The organism is Pseudarthrobacter sp. AB1, assembly GCF_014926485.1.
Taxonomy (GTDB): Bacteria; Actinomycetota; Actinomycetes; order Actinomycetales; family Micrococcaceae; genus Arthrobacter.
In genome coordinates, this window is the sequence record NZ_PZKO01000035.1 from 48,567 (window position 1) to 68,447 (window position 19,881).

Annotated in this window: 22 protein-coding genes and 2 riboswitches; of the genes, 8 read left to right on the forward strand and 14 right to left on the reverse strand. The window is 66.8% G+C overall.

Annotated features, from left to right (window positions below; genetic code table 11):
• Window positions 1–41: 41 nt before the first annotated feature.
• The gene (locus tag DAD99_RS10000) at window positions 42–305 is read right to left on the reverse strand and encodes a DUF4235 domain-containing protein (RefSeq protein ID WP_185261851.1); all 264 of its coding nucleotides are present in this window, start codon (window positions 303–305) and stop codon (window positions 42–44) included.
• 41 nt (window positions 306–346) lie between these two features.
• Window positions 347–889, reverse strand: coding sequence for a heme-degrading domain-containing protein (locus DAD99_RS10005; protein WP_193341410.1), 543 nt, complete (start codon window positions 887–889; stop codon window positions 347–349).
• A gap of 56 nt (window positions 890–945) precedes the next feature.
• Window positions 946–1,087, forward strand: a riboswitch (TPP riboswitch).
• Between the two features lie 64 nt (window positions 1,088–1,151).
• On the opposite strand from DAD99_RS10005, the gene DAD99_RS10010 reads away from it, so the two are divergent.
• The 5 genes from DAD99_RS10010 to DAD99_RS10030 all read left to right on the forward strand — a co-directional run bounded on the left by DAD99_RS10010 (window position 1,152) and on the right by DAD99_RS10030 (window position 7,172).
• Window positions 1,152–1,802 carry an ECF transporter S component gene (locus DAD99_RS10010; RefSeq protein ID WP_193341411.1) on the forward strand — a complete coding sequence of 217 codons (651 nt, stop codon included), beginning with the start codon at window positions 1,152–1,154 and terminating at the stop codon, window positions 1,800–1,802.
• Window positions 1,802–3,433: an ABC transporter ATP-binding protein gene (locus DAD99_RS10015; RefSeq protein ID WP_193341412.1), complete on the forward strand. Its 1,632-nt coding sequence runs from the start codon at window positions 1,802–1,804 to the stop codon at window positions 3,431–3,433. Before DAD99_RS10010 ends, DAD99_RS10015 begins: the two co-directional genes overlap by 1 nt.
• The gene (locus DAD99_RS10020; RefSeq protein WP_193341413.1) at window positions 3,430–4,224 is read left to right on the forward strand and encodes an energy-coupling factor transporter transmembrane protein EcfT; all 795 of its coding nucleotides are present in this window, start codon (window positions 3,430–3,432) and stop codon (window positions 4,222–4,224) included. Before DAD99_RS10015 ends, DAD99_RS10020 begins: the two co-directional genes overlap by 4 nt.
• 133 nt (window positions 4,225–4,357) lie before the next feature.
• Window positions 4,358–5,881: a UDP-N-acetylglucosamine 1-carboxyvinyltransferase gene (locus DAD99_RS10025; RefSeq protein ID WP_193341414.1), complete on the forward strand. Its 1,524-nt coding sequence runs from the start codon at window positions 4,358–4,360 to the stop codon at window positions 5,879–5,881.
• A gap of 64 nt (window positions 5,882–5,945) precedes the next feature.
• Window positions 5,946–7,172 (forward strand): glutamate--cysteine ligase, encoded by a 1,227-nt coding sequence (locus tag DAD99_RS10030; protein WP_193341415.1) that lies wholly within the window; start codon window positions 5,946–5,948, stop codon window positions 7,170–7,172.
• Between the two features lie 46 nt (window positions 7,173–7,218).
• Here DAD99_RS10030 and DAD99_RS10035 read toward each other — a convergent pair whose 3' ends face one another.
• Window positions 7,219–7,773 (reverse strand): hypothetical protein, encoded by a 555-nt coding sequence (locus DAD99_RS10035; RefSeq protein WP_309233241.1) that lies wholly within the window; start codon window positions 7,771–7,773, stop codon window positions 7,219–7,221.
• On the opposite strand from DAD99_RS10035, the gene DAD99_RS10040 reads away from it, so the two are divergent.
• Window positions 7,759–7,980, forward strand: coding sequence for a hypothetical protein (locus DAD99_RS10040; RefSeq protein ID WP_193341430.1), 222 nt, complete (start codon window positions 7,759–7,761; stop codon window positions 7,978–7,980). The genes DAD99_RS10035 and DAD99_RS10040 overlap by 15 nt on opposite strands.
• Window positions 7,981–7,992: 12 nt before the next feature.
• Here the strand turns inward: DAD99_RS10040 and DAD99_RS10045 are convergent, their stop codons facing one another.
• Window positions 7,993–8,616, reverse strand: a complete 624-nt coding sequence (locus tag DAD99_RS10045) for a LysE/ArgO family amino acid transporter (RefSeq protein WP_193341416.1) — start codon at window positions 8,614–8,616, stop codon at window positions 7,993–7,995.
• 70 nt (window positions 8,617–8,686) lie between these two features.
• Between DAD99_RS10045 and DAD99_RS10050 the strand changes: the two genes are divergently transcribed.
• Entirely contained in the window at window positions 8,687–9,589 is a 903-nt protein-coding gene (locus tag DAD99_RS10050) for a LysR family transcriptional regulator ArgP (protein WP_227007887.1), read from the forward strand.
• Window positions 9,590–9,607: 18 nt separating this feature from the next.
• Here DAD99_RS10050 and DAD99_RS10055 read toward each other — a convergent pair whose 3' ends face one another.
• The 9 genes from DAD99_RS10055 to DAD99_RS10095 form a co-directional block, all read right to left on the reverse strand.
• Window positions 9,608–10,816, reverse strand: a complete 1,209-nt coding sequence (locus DAD99_RS10055; RefSeq protein WP_193341417.1) for an O-succinylhomoserine sulfhydrylase — start codon at window positions 10,814–10,816, stop codon at window positions 9,608–9,610.
• Window positions 10,813–11,226, reverse strand: coding sequence for a rhodanese-like domain-containing protein (locus DAD99_RS10060; RefSeq protein WP_193341418.1), 414 nt, complete (start codon window positions 11,224–11,226; stop codon window positions 10,813–10,815). The genes DAD99_RS10055 and DAD99_RS10060 overlap by 4 nt, the downstream gene beginning before the upstream one ends.
• A complete protein-coding gene (locus DAD99_RS10065; RefSeq protein WP_185261841.1) occupies window positions 11,223–11,480 on the reverse strand; it encodes a DUF1737 domain-containing protein in 258 nt (85 codons plus the stop codon). The genes DAD99_RS10060 and DAD99_RS10065 overlap by 4 nt, the downstream gene beginning before the upstream one ends.
• A 13-nt stretch (window positions 11,481–11,493) precedes the next feature.
• Window positions 11,494–11,609, reverse strand: a riboswitch (SAM riboswitch).
• A 308-nt stretch (window positions 11,610–11,917) separates the two neighbouring features.
• Window positions 11,918–13,507: a long-chain fatty acid--CoA ligase gene (locus tag DAD99_RS10070; protein ID WP_193341419.1), complete on the reverse strand. Its 1,590-nt coding sequence runs from the start codon at window positions 13,505–13,507 to the stop codon at window positions 11,918–11,920.
• Window positions 13,508–13,554: 47 nt separating this feature from the next.
• Complete coding sequence (locus DAD99_RS10075; RefSeq protein WP_193341420.1) at window positions 13,555–14,820, reverse strand: acetyl-CoA C-acetyltransferase; 1,266 nt, start codon at window positions 14,818–14,820, stop codon at window positions 13,555–13,557.
• 21 nt (window positions 14,821–14,841) lie between these two features.
• A complete protein-coding gene (locus DAD99_RS10080) occupies window positions 14,842–15,399 on the reverse strand; it encodes a GNAT family N-acetyltransferase (protein WP_193341421.1) in 558 nt (185 codons plus the stop codon).
• Between the two features lie 13 nt (window positions 15,400–15,412).
• Window positions 15,413–15,877 carry a pyridoxamine 5'-phosphate oxidase family protein gene (locus tag DAD99_RS10085; protein ID WP_185261837.1) on the reverse strand — a complete coding sequence of 155 codons (465 nt, stop codon included), beginning with the start codon at window positions 15,875–15,877 and terminating at the stop codon, window positions 15,413–15,415.
• An 84-nt stretch (window positions 15,878–15,961) separates the two neighbouring features.
• The gene (locus DAD99_RS10090; RefSeq protein ID WP_193341422.1) at window positions 15,962–16,429 is read right to left on the reverse strand and encodes an NUDIX domain-containing protein; all 468 of its coding nucleotides are present in this window, start codon (window positions 16,427–16,429) and stop codon (window positions 15,962–15,964) included.
• Window positions 16,430–16,515: 86 nt separating this feature from the next.
• Entirely contained in the window at window positions 16,516–17,457 is a 942-nt protein-coding gene (locus DAD99_RS10095; RefSeq protein WP_193341423.1) for an aminodeoxychorismate lyase, read from the reverse strand.
• 95 nt (window positions 17,458–17,552) lie between these two features.
• Here DAD99_RS10095 and cls point away from each other — a divergent pair, with 95 nt between their 5' ends.
• A complete protein-coding gene (gene cls, locus DAD99_RS10100; RefSeq protein WP_193341429.1) occupies window positions 17,553–19,025 on the forward strand; it encodes a cardiolipin synthase in 1,473 nt (490 codons plus the stop codon).
• Between the two features lie 22 nt (window positions 19,026–19,047).
• Here the strand turns inward: cls and DAD99_RS10105 are convergent.
• The coding region (locus DAD99_RS10105) for an anthranilate synthase component I family protein (protein ID WP_193341424.1) at window positions 19,048–19,881 on the reverse strand (834 nt) is incomplete at its 5' end.

Genomic DNA, 19,881 nt, shown 5'->3' on the forward strand with positions numbered 1-19,881 from the left:
AGTCCTTTATCTGGACAAAAACTCATGTGTTGGTGGTGCGCCTAGACGATGTCCTGGGACTTGGCGAAGCGGGTAATGGCCCGTTGTGTGCCGCGGTTAGCCAGCACCTGGATGATAGTGCTGACCGAGGCCGAAATAAGCGCGAACGTCAGCGCCGAGCGGAGGCTCGTGGGGGTGTCTTCATCCTTGCCGGTGGGAGCCTTCCGGCCGGTGGACTTTTCCCACACGGTATTGACCATCTTGGTGCCGACGAATCCGGCGCCGAGGCTGATTGCGGTGCCGAGCAGCTTGATGAACAGGTTCATTCGTTGAACTCCTTGTGAGCGGATCCGGGACTGTCTTTAGCCTAACCCGGCTGCATGGACTCCAGAATCTCCCGCAGGGCTTCCACCACGAGATCGTGGTCCTGCTGCTGGGGCAGGCCCGAGACCGTCACCGTGGCTACGGCGCCCACGCCGGCGACGTAGACCGGGAAGCAGCCGCCGTGGGCCGCGTAGACGGTTTCGTCGTACCAGCCGTGGTCCTCGATCCGGCCGCCGTGCAGCCTGCCGCGGAGGCCCACCAGCAACGACGGGATCTCATACCTGGCGGCGGTGCGCTGTTTCGCCCGGATCCAGTGCCCGTTGTCGGGGGTGGCGCCGTCCAGGGCAACATGGAAAAGGACCTGGTCACCCTTCGTGGTGTCGATCGCGATAGGCAGCCGGCGCGATTTGCCGAGCTCCACCAGCAGCAGCCCCAGATTGAGGGAATCATCCCTGGTGAAATGGGGAAACTGCAGCTCGCTGATCTCGCCCTCGATGCGGGCGATCAGGGCCTCCAGCAGCCCCGCCGGCTGGGGCACCGTCGCATCGGGATTGAACGCAGTCACAGTCGGGTTGTTGGCAGTCATGGCCCACAATCTACCCCGCCCGCGGTGTAAACTGGAGCACGCCCATCAGGGCAGATTTATTACGACAGGGGAGCGCCGCCGTCGGACATCACTGGCATTGCCAGGGAACCGCAGGAAGGCGCTGAGAGTGCGGACAGCCGCAGACCCTCGAACCTGATCCGGTTAGTACCGGCGCAAGGGAGTCGAGTTCTCGAAGTGTCCGGAAACGGCGGCAGCGCCGCACGCCGGGGCACTTTCCCCTCCTGTTCCTCAGGAGGACCGAATGACAACTGCAGCAATCAAAAAGACCGGCAATACCTGGCGTGTTGTGGACATCGTGGTGGCGGCCCTCATCGCCATCACCGGCGGCGTGATCTTCTGGGCCTGGTCCCAGGGCGCCGGCATCGTTTCCGCACCAATGAATGCCGTTTACCCCCCACTGACCGGCCTGATCGCCGGCGGCTGGATGATCCCGGCAGTGCTGGGCATGCTCATCATCCGCAAACCCGGTGCGGCGCTCTTCTGCGAAGCTGTGGCCGCCACCGGCGAACTCATCATGGGCTCGCAGTACGGCGCCACGGTGCTGATCTCCGGACTCCTCCAGGGCCTGGGCGCCGAACTGGTGTTCTTCCTGCTGGTGTACGGCAACTTCCGCTTCAAATCCTTCCTGCACCAGAAGTACAACCTCATCGCCGCTCTGCTGGCCGGTGCCGGAGCCGGACTGTTCTGCGGCCTCAACGACTCCTTCCTGCCCTGGGGCTGGAACATCGCCTACGAGCCAGGCGACAAGCTCGTCTACATCGTGTTCTGCACCATCTCCGGCGCGGTGATTGCGGGCGCGCTGTCCTGGATCGCCACCCGCGGCCTGGCCAGGACCGGCGTGTTGAGCTCGTTCGCATCCCGGAAGGCAGCTTCGGAGCCCGTCTTCAACTGATGACCGCTTCCGACGCCGGCGCTTCCGGAGTGCGCCCCGCCGCGGTGTCCGCCCGCGGCTGGGGCTGGCGGCATGCCGGCCGTTCCGCCCCCGCCGTCCACGGACTCGACCTCGACATCGCCCCCGGCGAGCGGGTGCTGCTGCTGGGTCCGTCGGGCGCGGGCAAGTCAACGCTGCTGCACGCGCTCGCGGGGGTGCTGGGGGATGAAGGAGACGACGCCGACGAAACCGGTTCGCTGCTGATCGACGGGGTGGTTCCCCGCGGGCAGCGCGGCCGCTCGGGCCTGATGCAGCAGGACCCCGAAACGCAGGTAGTTCTGTCGCGCCTGGGTGACGACGTCGCCTTCGGCGCCGAGAACCTCGCCGTTCCACGGGACGAGATCTGGCGGCGCGTCCATGAAGCGCTCGACGACGTCGGGCTGCGAAGTGCCGGGGGCGGCGCTGGCGGCGGAGCTGGTGTGAACGCCAATGGCACTGGTGTGGACGCCGACGGCGGGCCAGGTGCCGCCGGGCTCCCGCTGGACCACCCGACGTCGGCCCTGTCCGGCGGACAGAAGCAGCGACTGGCGCTGGCCGGGATCCTCGCGATGCGGCCCGGGCTGATCCTGCTGGACGAGCCCACCGCGAACCTGGATCCCGCCGGTGTGCTGGAAGTCCGGGACGCAGTGGGCCGCTGCCTGGACAAAACCGGCGCCACACTCGTTGTGGTGGAACACCGCGTGTCCGTCTGGAAGGACTTGGTGGACCGGGTTGTGGTGCTCCAGCCGGGAAGTTTGGCCGGTACGTCCGCCGTCTTGCTGGACGGGCCGCCGGACCAGGTGCTCGCGGAGGCACGGGACATGCTGATCGGCGCGGGCGTGTGGGTGCCGGGGTATATTCCGGCAACCCGCCGCCGCGCGTCCACAGGCTCCGGTGACCTGCTGCTGGCCGCTGAGGACCTGGCCGTCTCCCGCGAGCGTCCGCGGCGCCGCGGCTTCCGGACCATCCCGCCCGTGCCGGTGCAGCTGGGCATCACCGCCCAGGTCCGTTCCGGCCACGCACTCACCGTCACGGGTCCCAACGGCGCCGGCAAGTCAACGTTTGCGCTAACGCTCGCCGGGCTTTTGGCACCAGTGGCGGGGAAGGTGTCCGCCGCCGTCGAGCTTTCCGAGGGGGCCGGGATCGATCCCTTCAAATGGAAAGCCAACCAGCTGATTTCCCGCATCGGAACCGTGTTCCAGGAGCCCGAGCACCAGTTCGTTACCGGCCGGGTGCTGGACGAACTGATGTTCGGCCCGCGGCATCTGGGCCATGGCGAAGAGCGGGTTGAAGAGCTGCTGGAACGGCTGCGCCTGACGCACCTGGTGGACGCCAATCCGTACACGTTGTCCGGCGGCGAAAAGCGGCGCCTGTCGGTGGCCACGGTCCTGGCGGCCCACCCGCGAGTGCTGGTGCTGGACGAGCCGACCTTCGGCCAGGACGCCAACACCTGGGCCGAACTCGCATCGTTCCTCTCAGAACTGCTCGACGCCGGAACCTCCGTGGTTTCCGTGACCCACGACCAGGAATTCAGCGCCGTCCTGGGCGGGGCCGAACTGCGGCTTGGCCCGGCCTCACGCGGCGGCGCCCGCCAGGAAGCGGGTGCGGCATGAGGGACGCACTGACTCTCCGCGGCAACCAGGCGCTGCTGACGCGCGCCAACCCGTTGGCCAAGTTCGGCGTCGTTTTCCTCATCACGCTGGTGCTGGCGCTCTCCATCGACTGGGTGTCCGCCACCACTGCGCTCGTTGCCGAGTTGGCGCTCTTCCCGCTGGCCGGCCTCACCCTGCGCCTGTTGTGGCAGCGCGGCTGGCCGCTCATCATCGCGGCAGCCCTGGGCGGCTGGAGCACGGCGATCGTCGCGGCCGATAGCGGCGCTGTACTGCTCGACGTCGGAATCTGGTCCATCAGCGAAGGTTCCCTGCAGCTGGGGATCGGCTTTATGCTGCGCGGCCTCGCGATAGCACTGCCGGCGATCCTCCTTATGACGTGCACAGACCCCACTGACCTCGCGGATGCGCTGGCGCAGAGAGCCCGGTTGCCGCACCGGTTTGTCCTCGGCACGCTGGCCGCGATGCGCCTGGTGGGACTTATGGCCGAGGAATGGCAGACCATCGGCATGGCGCGGCGGGCCCGCGGCGTGGGCTCGCAGGGCAGCCCGCTGCAACGGCTGCGGGCCACCCTCGGGCAGAGCTTCGGGCTCCTGGTCCAGGCCATCCGCCGCGCGTCCCGGCTGGCCATCACCATGGAAGCGCGCGGTTTTGGCACCGGGCAGCGGACGTGGGCCCGGGAATCCACGTATTCGACGCTGGACGCCTGGGTGCTGGCGGGCGGCCTGCTGATCGCGGCGGCCGCCGTGGTTGCCGCGGCAGCGATGGGGACCTGGAACTTCGTCTGGCGTTAGCTGGATCCTGCGGGGGCGCCTGCCTGTGGCGTGCGACGTGTCGAATATCGCATGGGACGGGTATTCCGGCCGCCGCGCCGCGCGTGGAGCGTCAATATACTCTTTAATAACTCACTTGTGATATTTTTTTCCTATGATTCAGGAAACCGCCGAGCACATCGCCGCCACACTCAGGGACGCCCGGACCGAGAAGGGCTGGACCCAGGGCCAGCTCGCCGGCGCGCTGGGAACCAGCCAAAGCGCCGTCGCCCGGATGGAGCAGGGCAAGCAGAACCTGAGCCTGAAGATGATCCAGCGGCTCGAAGCGATTCTGGACCGCAGCATCGTCAAAGTGGGCAAACCACAGATGACGCACCTGCGGATTGAAGGCGGCCGCACGCTGTCCGGGGCCGTGGATGTCAACAGCAGCAAAAACGCCGGTGTGGCGCTGCTGTGCGCCAGCCTGATCAACCGCGGCACCACCGTCCTGCGCCGCCTCGCCCGGATCGAAGAGGTCAACCGGATCGTCGAGGTCCTCACCAGCATCGGCGTCGAATGCACGTGGCTCAACGACACAGACCTCCAGCTCCGCCGCCCCGCCGTCCTGGACCTTGACGCCATGGATGTGGACGCCGCGCGGCGCACACGCAGCGTGATCATGCTCTTGGGCCCGCTCCTGGACGAATCCGCAGAGTACCGCCTGCCGTATGCCGGCGGGTGCGATCTGGGCACGCGGACGGTTGAGCCGCACATGCAGGCCTTGCGCCAGTTCGGGCTGTCAGTGGAGGCCACCGCCGGTTTCTATGCCGTGCAGGCTCCGCCGCCGGACGCTCACGACCGCTCCTTTGTGCTGACGGAACGCGGGGACACCGTCACCGAGAACGCGATCATGGCAGCGGCGCACCGCCGCGGCACCACCGTCATCCGCAACGCCAGCCCCAACTACATGGTCCAGGACCTCTGCTTCTACCTCGAGATGCTGGGCGTGACGATCGACGGCGTGGGCACCACTACGCTGAAGATCACCGGGCAGCCACTCATCGACGTCGACATTGAGTACTTCCCGTCCGAGGACCCCATTGAGGCCATGAGCCTCATCACCGCCGGCATCGTCACCAACTCAGAGGTGACCGTCCGCCGCGTCCCCATCGAGTTCATGGAGATCGAGCTGGCCACACTGGAGCAGATGGGCCAGCAGCTGGAGATTTCCGGCGAGTACGTGGCGCGCAACGGCCGCACCCGGCTGGTGGATGTGACCACCAAACCCTCCGAGCTGCGGGCTCCGGAGGACAAGATCCACCCCATGCCGTTCCCCGGCCTGAACATCGACAACTTGCCGTTCTTCGCGGTCATTGCCGCCAACGCCCATGGCCAGACCATGATCCATGACTGGGTCTACGAGAACCGGGCCATCTACCTCACCGAACTCAACCGCCTCGGCGCCCAGGTGCAGCTGCTGGACCCGCACCGGATCTACGTCAATGGCCCCACGAAGTGGCGGGCCGCCGAGGTGGGCTGCCCGCCGGCACTCCGCCCCGCCGCCTGCCTGCTGCTGGCCATGCTTGCGGCACGGGGAGTGTCGGAGCTGCGGAACATCTACGTGATCGAGCGCGGCTACGAGGACCTGGCGGAACGGCTCAACACCATCGGCGCCAAGGTGGAGTACTTCCAGGACTAACGCTCGGCAGAATCCGCCGGCTCCAGGACTGCCACGGCCTTGCCCGTTGCCGCACAATATAAGCATGCGCACATTCGGCGTCGAGGAAGAGCTCCTGATCGTTGATCCGGACACGGGGGAGCCGCTTGCCCTGGCAGATGCGATGCTGTCCGGCCGTCGGATGGCTGCCGACGACGCCCCGGAACGCCACTATGTGATGGCAGGTACGGACCAAACCGCGCACGACGACGGGACGGGCCTGACTGCCGAGCTGAAGCTTGAGCAGATCGAGACCCAGACGCGGCCCTGCCTCGAGTACGCAGAACTGCTGCCGCAGATCCGGGCCGGCCGGCTGCTGGCGGACCAGGCGGCGGCCAAAAACGGGGCAAGGGTGGCCGCGCTGGCCACCTCTCCGTTTGGCCTCGCCAGCCACACCACCCCGGACCCCCGCTATGCCCGGATGCTGGAACGCTTCGGGCTGACTGCGCAGGAGCAGCTGACCTGCGGTTTCCACGTTCACACTTTCATCGAGTCCAAGGACGAGGGCGTGGCGGTGCTGGACAGGATCCGGGACAAGCTTGCTGTCCTCACAGCCCTGAGCGCCAACTCGCCGTTCTGGAACGGGGTGCGCACGGGATTCGAGAGTTACCGCACCCAGGCCTGGAACCGCTGGCCCACGTCCGGCCCCTCGGCAATTTTCACGACATATTCCGCATATCGACGGGTGGTAACGCGCCTGCTGGACAGCGGCGTGCTGTTGGACGAAGGCATGATCTACTTCGACGCGCGCCTGTCCCGGAACCACCCCACCGTAGAGGTCCGGGTGGCCGATGTCTGCCTCCGCGCCGAGGATGCTGCCCTGATTGCGGTGTTGGTCCGGGCCCTGGTCGAATCGGCGAGCCGCGATTGGCGCGCCGGCGTGGATCCTGCGCCGGTGCCCACGGTGCTGCTGCGGATGGCGGCGTGGCAGGCGAGCAGCAGCGGCATGAGCGGCGAGCTGCTGGATTTCGGGACCTTCCGGCCGGCGCCCGCCGACGACGTCGTGCGGTCTTTGGTGGATTATCTGGCGCCTGTCCTCGCCGAACAGGACGAACTGGCCTTGGCCCGGCAGGGCGTTGAGGACATCATTGCCCGCGGCACCGGCTCAACCGAACAGCGCAGGGTGTGGGACGCAGTGACGGAAAAAACAGGACCCGACGACGGCGGGCTGGGGGCCGTGGTTGCCCACGCCGTGGATGTAACGATGCGGGGTACCTCCGGGTTGCTGGCGGAGGACGAGACCCCGGAGCTGCTGCGGGTGCGCCAGTCCTGAGCTCTCCTGAACGTTTCCCCTGACGCATTTCGCGCCGGCCTCAGCATCAACGCCGGGGGAGTGTGTCCGTGTTGTCCTCGGCGGGAGCCGGGGGTTCCTCGTAGCGCATCAGCTGGACACCCACGGCGGTTTCCACCAGGTAGAAGACGAACGGCGGAAGGTCCTTCGTGCCGGCCAGGATGGCAGCGAAGACCGGTGCGCTGGCGGCCGCCGTGACGCCGGTCCAGGGTTTCAGCGGCAAGAGCAGGAGCCCCGCCCCCAAAGCCGCGAGCCCACCGATATGCAGCCCTGAGTATGTCAGGAACGGCCAGTTTGAGCCCCTCCGATAGGCGAACCTCTCCAGGTCCGAGGCGCGGTTCGCAAGGGCCACCACAAACAAGGGCGCGCCGGCGAGCAGGGCGGCGGCTGCGGCGGCAACCAGGGTCTTGGTGAGGCCGTTGGCGGGGCCCGGCCGGACGGATTGGGCGAACCGGACAAATCCAACGGGAACAGCCATGGTCCCGGCGGCTGCCAGGAATTGTCCGGCTATCCAGAGGCCTCGGTGGCGCTCCAGCATGGCCAGCCTGGTGGCCGGGTCGCGGGTGGCATGCACGTTCCCCACGAACGAAATTCCCAGTCCCCAACACGTGCCCGCCGCGACGATGACGGCTCCGGCCTTTTGAAATGGCTTGTTGCCCTGCACTGGCTGGTTTCCATTCATGGCTGGCTTTCGGTCCGGCGGATGCGTTGGCCCAGCGACATCGCGGTGGTGACCATGAAGTTACGCCGCACCGTCTCCGAGGTCAACGGCAGTGTCCGTTCGCGCTAAGGAACATCGACGTCACGCACCGATCGCCAGGCGTATCCCCAGCGTGAGCATGACCACGGCGACGAGCCCGTCCAGGATGCGCCACGATGAGGGCCGCGCGAAGAAGGGCCGCAGGACCCTGGCCCCGAAACCCAGCGCGCTGAACCAGGCGACGCTGGCGGCGATGGCCCCGGCCCCGAACCACCATCGCAAATCGTGCGCCTGCTGGTTGGCCACCGATCCGAGCAGCAGCACAGTGTCCAGGTAGACGTGCGGGTTGAGCCAGGTCAGGGCCAGCACCGTGCTGAGGGCGGCGCCGAGGCCGACGGCGGGCTGGCGCCCCGATGCCGTCAACGCCCCCGGACGCAGTGCCCGGCGCGCGGCCATGACGCCGTAGCCCACCAGGAAGGCGGCTCCGGCAAACCGGACCACGTCCACGATCACAGGGCTCGACTGGAGCAGCGCCCCCACTCCGGCGATGCCCGCAGCGATGAGCAGCGCATCGGAGACGCTGCAGACCAGGACGACGGCGGCCACATGCTCGCCGCGGATGCCCTGCCGGAGTACAAAGGCGTTCTGGCTGCCGATGGCCGCGATCAGGGCGAGGCCCGTGCTGAAGCCCAGTGCGGTGGGGCCTAGAAATGCGGTCAGATCCATATCCTCCAACGTACGGGCCGGGCGTAGGATTACTCCAGCTAAATATTCTTAGCTCTATTAAGGAAAGCTAATGAAGATGTTCCAGTTTGAGCAGCTCCGAACGTTCGCGGCGGTCGTGGACGAGGGGACGCTTGAGGCGGCGGCGCGGAGCCTGTACGTCACGCCGTCGGCCATTTCCCAACGGCTCAAGGCGATGGAGGACGCGGCCGGCCAGATCCTGTTGCAGCGCACCAACCCCGTCCGGCCCACAACGGCCGGGGAAGCCATTTTACGGTTCGCCAGGCAGGTCCGGCAGCTCGAATGGGACGCCCAGCAGGAGCTCGGGGCGAGCCAGGACCGGCCGACGGCGCCCATTCCCTTGGTGGTGAACGCGGACTCACTCTCCACCTGGTTCATGCCTGCGCTGGCAAGTCTTCCGCCGGACCTCGGCGCGTGCTTCGAGGTCCGCAGGGAAGACGAGCAGCATTCCACCCAGCTCCTCCGGACAGGATCGGTGATGGCCGCGGTAACCGCAACGCCGGAAGCGGTCCAGGGCTGCAGTATGGTATCGCTGGGTTCCCTGCGGTACCGTGCGGTGGCAAGCCCCGGGTACCTCCTGCGCTGGTTGCCCGACGGGGCGGAACTTGCTGCAGGGAGCCAGGCCCCGGTGGTGGACTTTGACCGCAAGGATGACCTTCAGGACGGGTTTTTCCGCAGGCTGACCGGCGCGGAACTGACCGCGCCGCGGCACTATGTGCCGTCGTCGGCCGAGTTCGCGCAGGCCATCCGGCTGGGACTGGGGTGGGGACTTCTGCCGGAGCAGCAGTGCCTGGCCGACATCCGGAACGGCGGCCTCGTGGAGCTGGCACGGGCCGAGCCCGTGGACGTGTCGTTGTACTGGCAGCGGTGGAAAATCGACTCGCCGGTGCTCAACCAGCTGACCGACGCGGTCCGGGAGACGGCGTCCCGGCAGCTCCGCCAGCCAGGCGCCTGAACCGGCCGCCGCCTCCGGTCAGATCTGCTTCAGGGCCTGCTCCAGGTCGCCGATGAGGTCGTCCACGTCCTCCAGGCCTACGGACAGCCGCACCACACCGTCGCTGAGCCCGATGGCGGCGCGGCCTTCGGGGCCCATGGCGCGGTGCGTGGTGGTGGCCGGATGGGTGATGAGGGACTTGGAATCGCCCAGGTTGTTGGAGATGTCGATGATCCGCAAGGCGTCCAGCAGCCCAAACGCGGCTTCTTTGCCCGAGCGGCCATCCGTCGTCGCAAGTTCCAGCGTGAGGACGGTGCCGCCGGCCTTCATCTGCTTGGCAGCAAGTTCGTACTGCGGGTGGGACTTGAGCAGCGGGTACTTGACCCAGCTGACGGCCGGCTGCTTTTCGAGCCATTCCGCCAGCCGCAGAGCGGACGCGGACGAGTGGTTCACGCGCAGCGCCATGGTCTCCAGGCCTTTGGTCAGCACCCAGGCGTTGAACGCGGAGAGGGCCGGGCCGGTGTGCCGCATGAGCTGCTTGACCGGGCCGTCGATGAACTCCTTGGTGCCCAGGATGGCGCCGCCCAGGACGCGTCCCTGGCCGTCGATGTGCTTGGTGCCGGAGTACACAATCACGTCCGCGCCCAGCTGGCCGCAGCGCTGCAGCAGGGGAGTGGCGAAGACGTTGTCGACGACGACGGTGGCCCCGGCGGCGTGCGCCAGGTCGCTGACCGCGGCGATGTCCACGATTTCCTGCATCGGGTTGGATGGCGATTCGAAGAACACTGCGGTGGTGGGTTCCGACAGTGCAGCAGCCCACTGTTCGAGGTCCGGGCCGTCAACGAACACGGTTTCCACGCCCCAGCGCGGCAGGATCTCGTTCAGGATCACAAAGCAGGAGCCGAACAGCGAACGCGCGGCAACCACCCGGTCGCCGGCCGCCAGCAGGGCGCCCAGGGCGGTGAAGACCGCTGACATGCCAGATGCCGTCGCAAAGCACGCTTCGGTGCCTTCGAGCAGGCGAAGGCGTTCCTGGAAGGTGGCCACGGACGGGTTGCCGTACCGGGAGTAGACGAAGCGTTCGTCCTCGCCGGTGAAGGCGCGCTCGGCGGCGGCAGCGGACTCGTAGACGAAGCCGGAGTTCAGGAAGACCGGCTCGGTGGTCTCCTGGAAGTTGGTGCGGTTCAGCCCGCCGCGGACGGCCTGCGTTTCGGCGCTCCAGCCGGCGGCGTCTTCGTTGAAGGTCACTTCGTTATTCCCAGGTTGGTGGGGAGGCCGCGGTTTTTCCAGCCGTTAACGGTGCGCTCGCCGTAGCGGTCCGGCTCGCCTTCGAAACCCTCCAGGACGTTGTAGGAGGTGAAGCCGGCCTGCGTCGCGGCGATGGCGGCGGCGATGGAGCGCTGGCCCGAGCGGCAGAGGAACACCAGTTCGGCGCCGTCGTCCTCCGGTGCCTGCTGTGTCAGGTCGGTGATGAAATCCGGGTTGGGGATGCCGCCGGGGAAGGTCCACGGGATGAACAGGGGATCGTTGTCCGTGGCCTTGGTGTCGGGGATGCCGATGTGGGCCCATTCGCCTTCGGTCCGGACGTCCACCAGGATGGCGCCCTGCTCCAGCTTGGCCCAGGCTTCCTGCGGGGTGAGGTCTCCGGCGTAGCTCACGCGTGGCCCTCGCCGTCGAAATCGAGGTCTTCCACGGCAGAGGCGACGGCGGCATCGGCGGTGGCGATGGCCGACGGGAGGATGAGTGCCTGCGCAACGATCACAACACCTCCGTTGGACGTCGCGGCCGGGCTGCCGTGCAGGACATACCCTTCGGCCAGGGCAGTGGAAATCCGTTCACAGAAAGACCTGTCGTCCGGCCCGGTGACAAGCCGGTACGACAGTTTCTTTTCAGGGGCGGGGGCGTCAGACACGACGGAACTCCTTCTTTCACGCTTGCAGCTCGAATGGGTCGATATGCCGAGTATTCACCTGAGGCACCCCGCCGCGAAAGGGAGGGTTGCCGACCGGCCAGTCAGGGCTTGGCGCCGGTACTCATTACTCCCCAAAAACGTAGCACTCGCCCCGCCCCGCCGCACCGCCGCCGTCGTCATGTTCCGTAACCAACGCGTGTTTCCGTAACCCCGGCGCTGACGGGACAACCGAATGGGGGCGGGACCGCAGACCCTCGTCGCGGTCGCCTGGGCGCAGCGTCTGGATCACCAGGATTTCGGCAGGCTTCCGGGGCCAGTCTGTACCGGACCATGTACGACTCCTTCTTTACCTGCACGTACCTGGCGCCGGGACGGCTGCTGAACGTCGTGGTCCTGGTGGTAGGACGCGTTTCCTGGTCCGCATCATTCCCGCCTGATCACCCTGTTGGAGTATCGGAGGTGCTGTACCGGGCGGTGAGTTCGCGCTTGAGTACCTTGCCGCTGGGGCCGGTGGGGAATTCGGTGACTAGGGTAATGATCCGCGGATACTTATAGGCCGCCAATTCCGCGGCGGCGAAGTCCCGCAACTCATCAACGGTGGCGCTGCTGCCCGGATTGAGGACGACGGCGGCCGCCACCTCCTGCCCGTGGGTTTCGTCGGGGACGCCATAGACGGCAACGCTCAGGACTGCCTCGTGCCGGCTGAGGACTTCCTCTACCTCTCGCGGGTAGACGTTAAAGCCGTTCCGGATGATCATCTCCTTCTTCCGGTCCAGGATGCGGAGGTAGCCGTCCCCGTCCTTGGTGCCCAGGTCGCCGGTCCGGAACCAACCGTCCACCACAGCCTCTGCGGTGGCTTCGGGCCGGTTGAGGTAGCCCGTGAAGAGGTTGTGCCCCCGGACCACCAGCTCGCCTAACTCGCCCGTGGGCTGCAGCTCGATGGCATCCTGGACGTCCGCGCGGGCGATCTCCACCTGGACTCCCCAAATGGCCTGGCCTACCGTTCCGGGCCGCGGCGCTTTGCCTACATGGTTGAAGGTGGCAACCGGGGACGTCTCGGTCAGGCCGTATCCTTCGTAAATGTCCGAGCCGAATTCCGTCTTGAACCTGTCCATCACCGCCACAGGCAGGGACGCGCCGCCGGAGATGCAGTAGCGCAGGGCGTTGGACCGGCCGGTGTTGGTGCGGGCGGCTTCGAGCATGGCGATGTACATGGTGGGCACGCCGAAGAAGACGTTGATGTTGTGCCGGGTGAGGGCATCCAGGGCTGCGTCCCCGCTGAACTTGGGCAGCATCACGATGGTGGCCCCCGCCCGCAGCCCGGTGTTGAGGACGCACGTCTGGCCGAAGGTGTGGAACATCGGCAGTCCGCCGAAGATGACGTCACCGCGGCGGAGGTCAAACGTGCTGGTCAGCAGCGTATTGGTCTGTTCCACAATGGCGAAGTGGCTGCCCAAGGCGCCCTTGGGCTGGCCGGTGGTCCCGGATGTGTACAGAATTGTGGCCGTCTCGAAGGGCCGCAGCGGCAGCCAGGTGCTGATGGGCTCGGCGCCTGCCGCTTCGGTCTCCAGCCGGGCGGCACCTTCGGGCCCCTCCGGCACCAGGACGGTGACGACGTCGATGCCCGCGGCCGCGGCCGCGGCGCCTTTGGCACCTTCCTCAAGGAGCGGTCCGGCGCAGACGAGCAGCTGCGCGCCGCTGTCGCGCAGCATGTACTCGATCTCCCTGCCCTTCAGCAGCGCATGTAACGGCACCACCACGCCGCCCAGCGCGAGGACCGCGTAGTAGACCCGGGCGAAATCAGCAACATTGGGCATCAGCAGGGCCACGCGGCTGGCGTGCCCCACGCCACGGTCCCGCAACGCACCGGCATACGCGCGCGTCTGTTCCCAGAGTTCGCTGTAGGTCACCCGCTCCTCGCCCACCACAAGGGCCGCGGAGTCCGGGAAGCGGGCGGCTGATTCAGCCAGGATTGCGGCAACGGAGATGGTCCCGAAACCCTCTTCGGCGGTAGGTGAAGTGTTCATGGTGTCCTGTCCGGCTAGTGGAGTGGTTGACAGCAACGCGGGGTCACTTAGCGCCCGTCCAAAGCCTCCGCATGGGCGTTAAGTGACCTGGCGTTGCTTTGGAGGAGGGGTGTGGGTCGGGCTTTGAGGATCAGGGCGTCGCCCTGGCCGCCACCGCCGCACAAGGCAACCACGCCTGTCCCGCCGCCGCGCCGGTTCAGCGCCAGTGCCTGATGCAGGACCAGGCGGGCCCCCGATGCGCCCACCGGGTGGCCCAAGGCGATGGCGCCGCCGTCGGCGTTGATCCTGTCCGCGTCGATGCCCAGGTCCTTGGCAGACTGCAGTACCACTGACGCGAAGGCTTCGTTGATCTCAATCAGGTCCACGTTGTCAATGCTCAGCCCTTCAAGTTTCAGGGCCTGTTCAATGGCGCGGGACGGCTGGGAATGCAGGGACCCGTCCGGTCCGGCGGTCTGGCCGTGGCTACCGATCTCCGCGATCCAGCTAAGGCCGGCCGCTTCCGCTGCTGACTTGCTGGCCACCACAACGGCGGCCGCGCCGTCGGACAGTGGGGAGGCCGAACCGGCGGTGATGGTGGCCGCCGGATCCTTGGAGAAGGCGGGTTTCAGTGCCGCCAGCGTCTCGATGGTGGTGCAGGCGCGGATGCCTTCGTCGGCATCAATCACGACGGCGGGTCCCCGGCGCTGCGGGACCTCCACCGGGGCGATCTCTTCGGCCAGGATGCCTGCGGCCCGGGCGGCCTCCGCCCGCTGGTGGGAGAGGGCGGCGACGGCGTCCTGGTCCTCGCGGCTGATGCCCAGGCGGGCGTTCCCGGCGTCGGTGGCGGATCCCATCAGTTCGCCGGAGACAGGGTCCTGCAGGCCGTCAAAGTTCAGGGAATCCAGCAACGGCGCATCGCCGATCGCAACGCCGCCGCGAAGCCGGGGCAGCAGGTGCGGGGCGTTGGTCATGGATTCCTGGCCCGCCGCCACAATGAAATCAGCCTCGCCGGCGCGGATCATCCGGGCGGCATCGATCACGGCGGTCAGCCCGGACAGGCACAGTTTGTTGATGGTTACGGTGGGCACATCCCAGCCGATGCCGGCAGCAAGGCTGGCCTGCCTGGCGGGTCCCTGGCCCGCGCCCGCCTGGATGACCTGGCCCACGATGACGGCCTGGATCTGTTCCGGCGCCACCCCGGACCGTTCCAGTGCGTTCCGGATGGCGTGGGCGCCCAGTTCGCTGGAGGTGAGCCCGGAGAGGGCACCGCGGAACTTGCCGAACGGGGTGCGTGCGCCGCCCAGGATGACGGGGATGTGAGAGTCGTTGCTCATGGGGTGCCTTTCGCGGTCGGCTCAGCTGTGGAGGAGCAGTTGGTGGAGCAGGTGGTCCTGCCAGCGGCCGGCAATTTTCAGGTATTGCGGCGCTACGCCGATTTCCCGAAAGCCGGCGCGCCCGAGGATTTTGCGTGAGGGCTCATTGTGGAGCAGCGTTGCCGCCTGGATGCGGTGGAGGCCCAGCTCCGTCCGGGCATGGTCCGTGGCAAAGCGGACAGCCGCAGATCCGATGCCCCGCCGGTTGAGGCTGGAATCAACCCAGTACCCGAGGTTGGCATTGAGGAACGGCCCACGGGCGATGCCGGTGAGGGTGACGGCGCCGAGGATGTAAGCGGGATCATCGTGGCCCACCAGCACCCACGGAACTTCCTGGCCCGTTGAATGCTGGACGAGCTTGGCCCGGATGATGTCCAGTTGATGCCGGGGAGTGAAGAAGGCTTCGTCCCGCTCCGGTTCCCAATGCGCGAGGTGCCGGCGGTTCCGGCGGTAGGCCTCGCTCAGGCCGGAGGCATCGTTACGCCGGAGCAGCCGGATCCGGACCCCAGGGACAAGCGGAGCGGCTGCTTCGCCGTCCATAAGGTCACCCGCGCTACTCGAAGGAAGCACGACGGCGGTCCGCCAACCGGGTGTTCCAGACGTCGGGTTTGGTGACCCGGAAACGACGGCCGGTCAGTGCAAAGGGGGTCAGCCGGATGTAGTAGTCCTTGGGCCCGGGCTGCCAGGGCTCCAGATGCAGGGCGTCAACGGCGTCCTTGTCGGCCTGGGCCTCGATCACTGCGGTGTCTCCGCGCACCACCACGCTCCAGGCGATCTCCGTGCGGGGATCGTATCCGTCGATCTCCAGCGCCGCGGCACGGTCCGCCTGCGCGCCCCAGAGTTTGGAGCCACCGGCGCTGCGGAAGACGATGCTCCTGCGGTCCAGCACGTAGTTGACCGGGAAGATCTCCGGATGGCCGTCCACTACCAGGGCCAGGCGCCCCAGTATGTCATCGGCCAGCAACTCCCAGCATTCGTCGAACGTCAATGTGTTGGTCGGCTCCGTGTGAGAGTTCATGCACCAAACCATACGGACCTGCGCGACGGACCAACAGGGCCCTTCCGCCCGTCAGTACCCGGCGCGGGTCTGGGGCGGTTCAATTCAGTGCCGTTCAAGACGGTGCAGCACTGCGTCCAGGATCGGCAGCTGGCCCTTGACCAGCTTGCCGCGGGCATCGGTCTCCGTCACCCACCGGGCGTCGTCCACCTCGGGAAAGTCCTGGATGATGCCGGATCCTCTGGGCCACTCCAGCGGAAAGGTGTTGCTCACAATCCCATCCGGCTGGAAGTCAGACTCTGCCGCAAACACCGTAATGACCTTTCCCGACGGTTGCCGGAAAGCCCCCAGCTCAAAATAGTCAACGGCCGGCGGCGGCGTGCCGATCTCTTCGGCGAATTCCCGAAGGGCGGCCAGCAGGGGTTCCTCATCGGGAAGGTATTCGCCCTTGGGAACGGACCACGACTGCGTCTGTTTGCGAGCCCAGAACGGTCCGCCCATATGCGCTATCCATACTTCCGGCCCGTCTGCTCCCCGCCGGTACAGCAGGATCCCCGCACTGCGAACCGCCATGGCCTCAGGCCTCCCTGCTGAACGTCGGAAAACTGCTGAACGTCGGAAAACTGCTGGATCCCGGAAAACTGTTGAATCCCAACGAACTACTGAACCCCGGCAAACAATGCGCTGAGTTCGGCCGTCAGCTGCTTCTGCAGGGCAGGGGTTCCCACTTCCTTGCCGTCAATGTGGTTCACCGGCGCGAGCAGCCTGATGCTGGAAATGAGCCATACGGCGTCGGCATCCAGCAGGTCCTGTGGTTCCAGCGGACCATACCCGAGCTCCCAGCCGGCCGCTTTGGCCGCCGCGAAAAGGGCACCCTGGGAGGTCCCGGGGAGGATCCCGCTGTCCAACTGCGGAGTGATGAGCCGGCGCACCGTGCGGGTGGCGCCGGCGCCGTCGTCGGACGTTTCCAGATGTGCCAGCAGCACAGTGGACGTGGGGCCTTCCAGGACCCTGCCGTCCGAGGACGTGAAGATGACGTCGTCGGCGCCCTGTTTGTGGGCGTACCGCAGGGCGGCCATGTTCGTGGCATAGGACAGGGTCTTGGCGCCGAGCAGCAGCCACGGGGCACGCTCAGCCACGTCGCTGTCGTAGCCGCGGTCCAGGAGGATGACGTCGATCCCGGTTTCGCGCTGGCGGCGGCCGAGGGCGCCCACCGGGGAGACCTGGACCCAGCACGTAGGAGACTCCGCGCCTTCCGGGCCACGGGTAACCACAAGTTTCACCACCACCTCGTCCTCCGCTGGCGAGGGAGCAGGGTACTGGTTACGGTGCTCCGCGACGCCCGCGGAGATGGCTGCCCGCCACACGTCCTGCGCCGGAATCAGCAGGTCAAGGGCCTGGGCCGACCCCGCCAGCCGGTCCAGATGCGCCTGCTGCTTCCGGACTGCGCCGCCCACCGCGAGCATGGATTCGAACACGCCATCGCCGCGGGTGGCGCCCTGGTCCGTGGCCATCAGCTGGGGCTGTGAAGCATCGGCCAGCCGGCCGTCCGGGAACGCGGGGTCAAGGAAAACGAGCACCACGGGCGCAGGAGATGTCATGGCTCCAGCTTAGTAGGGCCCGCCGCGGCTAAGCTGTGGTCATTGCCCCGCCGGAACCGGTCCGCGGGTGCGCGCAAACCGGGGGTATTCCAGTGCTGTGGCCAATTTCGCTTGCCGGTACCGCACCGACGTGGGTGGTGGTGGTGCTCAGCATTGCAGACCTGGTGATCCGGGTCGTCGCCGTCGGCATCATTCCCGGCAACAGGCGCCCCACAACGGCCATGGCCTGGCTGCTGGGCATCTTCTTTGTGCCGTTCCTGGGCCTGATCCTTTTCCTTCTCTTCGGAAACTTCAGGCTCTCCAGCCGCCGCCGCCAACAGCAGGAGATCATCAACACCCGTGTGCGGTCCGGCATCTCGGCTCTCGCCGACGTCGTCAGTGAATACCCTGGGCCCGAATGGGTGAAGTCCGCCGGTGAATTGAACCGGCGGCTCGGCTCCCTCCCCATGGTGGATGGCAACACCGTGGACCTCATCCCCGGCTACCCGAACTCGATCCTGGCCATGACCGAGGCTGTGCGCAAGGCCAAGTACTTCGTTAACGCCGAGTTCTACATCATGAGTACGGACCACGTCACCGATGACCTGCTGACCGCCCTCGAGGAGGCTGCCGAGCGCGGCGTGGAAGTCAGGGTGCTGTTCGACCACATCGGCACGCTCCGGGTCAAGGGTTACCGCAACTTCCTTAAGCGGCTGAGGGCCGGGAAGATCCAGTGGAAGCGGATGCTCCCGCTGCTGCCCACCCACGGCCAGTGGCGGCGCCCGGACCTCCGCAACCACCGGAAGATCATGGTGATCGACGGCGAACTCGCCTTCACAGGGTCGCAGAACCTGATCGAGCCTTCCTACAACAACCCCAAACACCGCAAGGCCGGCCGCGAATGGGTGGAACTGATGGCCTGCCTGCGCGGACCGATCGTCACCACACTCAACGTTGTTTTCGCCACGGACTGGCTGAGCGAAACCGACGAGTCACTGGAACATCAGCTGCAGCTCCCGGCCAACCCCGAACCGGGCAACGTCACGGCCCAGGTGGTGCCCAGCGGCCCCGGGTTCATCACCGAAAACAATTTGCGCCTCTTCAACACCCTGATCTACTCTGCGCAGCACCGCATCTCCATCTGCAGCCCGTATTTTGTGCCCGACGATTCCCTGCTCTACGCCATCACCACAGCGGCCCAGCGGGGCGTGGACGTGGAGTTGTTCGTCTCCGAGAAGGGCGACCAGTTCCTGGTCCACCACGCCCAGCGCTCCTATTACGAGGCGCTGTTGGAGGCAGGCGTCCGGATCTACCTCTACAGAGCGCCCTTCGTGCTCCACGCCAAGCACTTCACCATCGACGACGAAGTGGCGGTCCTGGGCTCCAGCAACATGGACATGCGCTCCTTCTCGCTGAACATGGAGGTCTCGGTGATGCTGCTCGGCGCGGAGATCGTGAACAGTATGCGCGCGGTCGAAGACACGTACCGCGACATTTCCAACGAACTCATGCTTGAGGACTGGCTTCAGCGCCCCCTCGCGGCCCGGTACATCGACAACGTGGCCCGACTGACGGCTACCGTCCAGTAAGCCTGCCAGTCACCAGACCTGCCTAACCGCCGGGAAAGTCCGCACCCAGCGCGGACAGCACACCGTGCGCCTTCACCCGGATTTCGTCGTACTCCTCGTCAGGTACCGAGTCGGCAGTGATGGCGCCGCCGATGCCGAGGGTGAGTTCCGCCGTCGCCCCTATTTCGCCGCCGTCACCACCGGGCTGCGCCGTGGTGACCAAAGTACGGATCGCCACCGCCAGGTCCGTGGCCCCGTTGAGCGAAAAATAGCCGATCGCGCCGGAATACAGGCCCCGCGGGCCTTCCTCCAGCCGGTCCAGGATTGCCATGGTGCTGATTTTCGGGGCGCCGGTCATGGAGCCGGCAGGGAAACATGCGGCCACCGCCTCGGCTCGCGGCGCTCCGGGCAGGAGCTGCGCATCGATGGTGCTGACCATCTGGTGGACGGTGGCGTAGCTTTCGATCTCGCACAGCCTGCTGACTGTCACCGATCCAGGCTCAGCGAAGTGGCTAAGGTCGTTCCGCAGCAGGTCCACAATCATGATGTTTTCCGCGCGGTCCTTCAGCGAGGCCGCCAGGTCCTCCCGCAGTTGCCTGTCACGCTCCGGATCAGCACCCCGGCGGCGGGTGCCCTTGATCGGTTCGGCGCGCATACCGCCCTCGGACGTTATCCTCAGGAACCGCTCAGGCGACGTACTGGCCACCGTCAGCCCGCCGAACCGCAGGTAGCTGGCGAACGGCGCCGGGTTCTTCCGCCGCAGCGCGAGGTACGTGGGCCAGGGGGCCGCCGCGGCGGCAGGCAGCCGGGCCGTGAGCGTGGTGGTCAGGCACACCTCGTAGGAGTTGCCCTCATGGATTTGGTGCTGGGCAGCCTC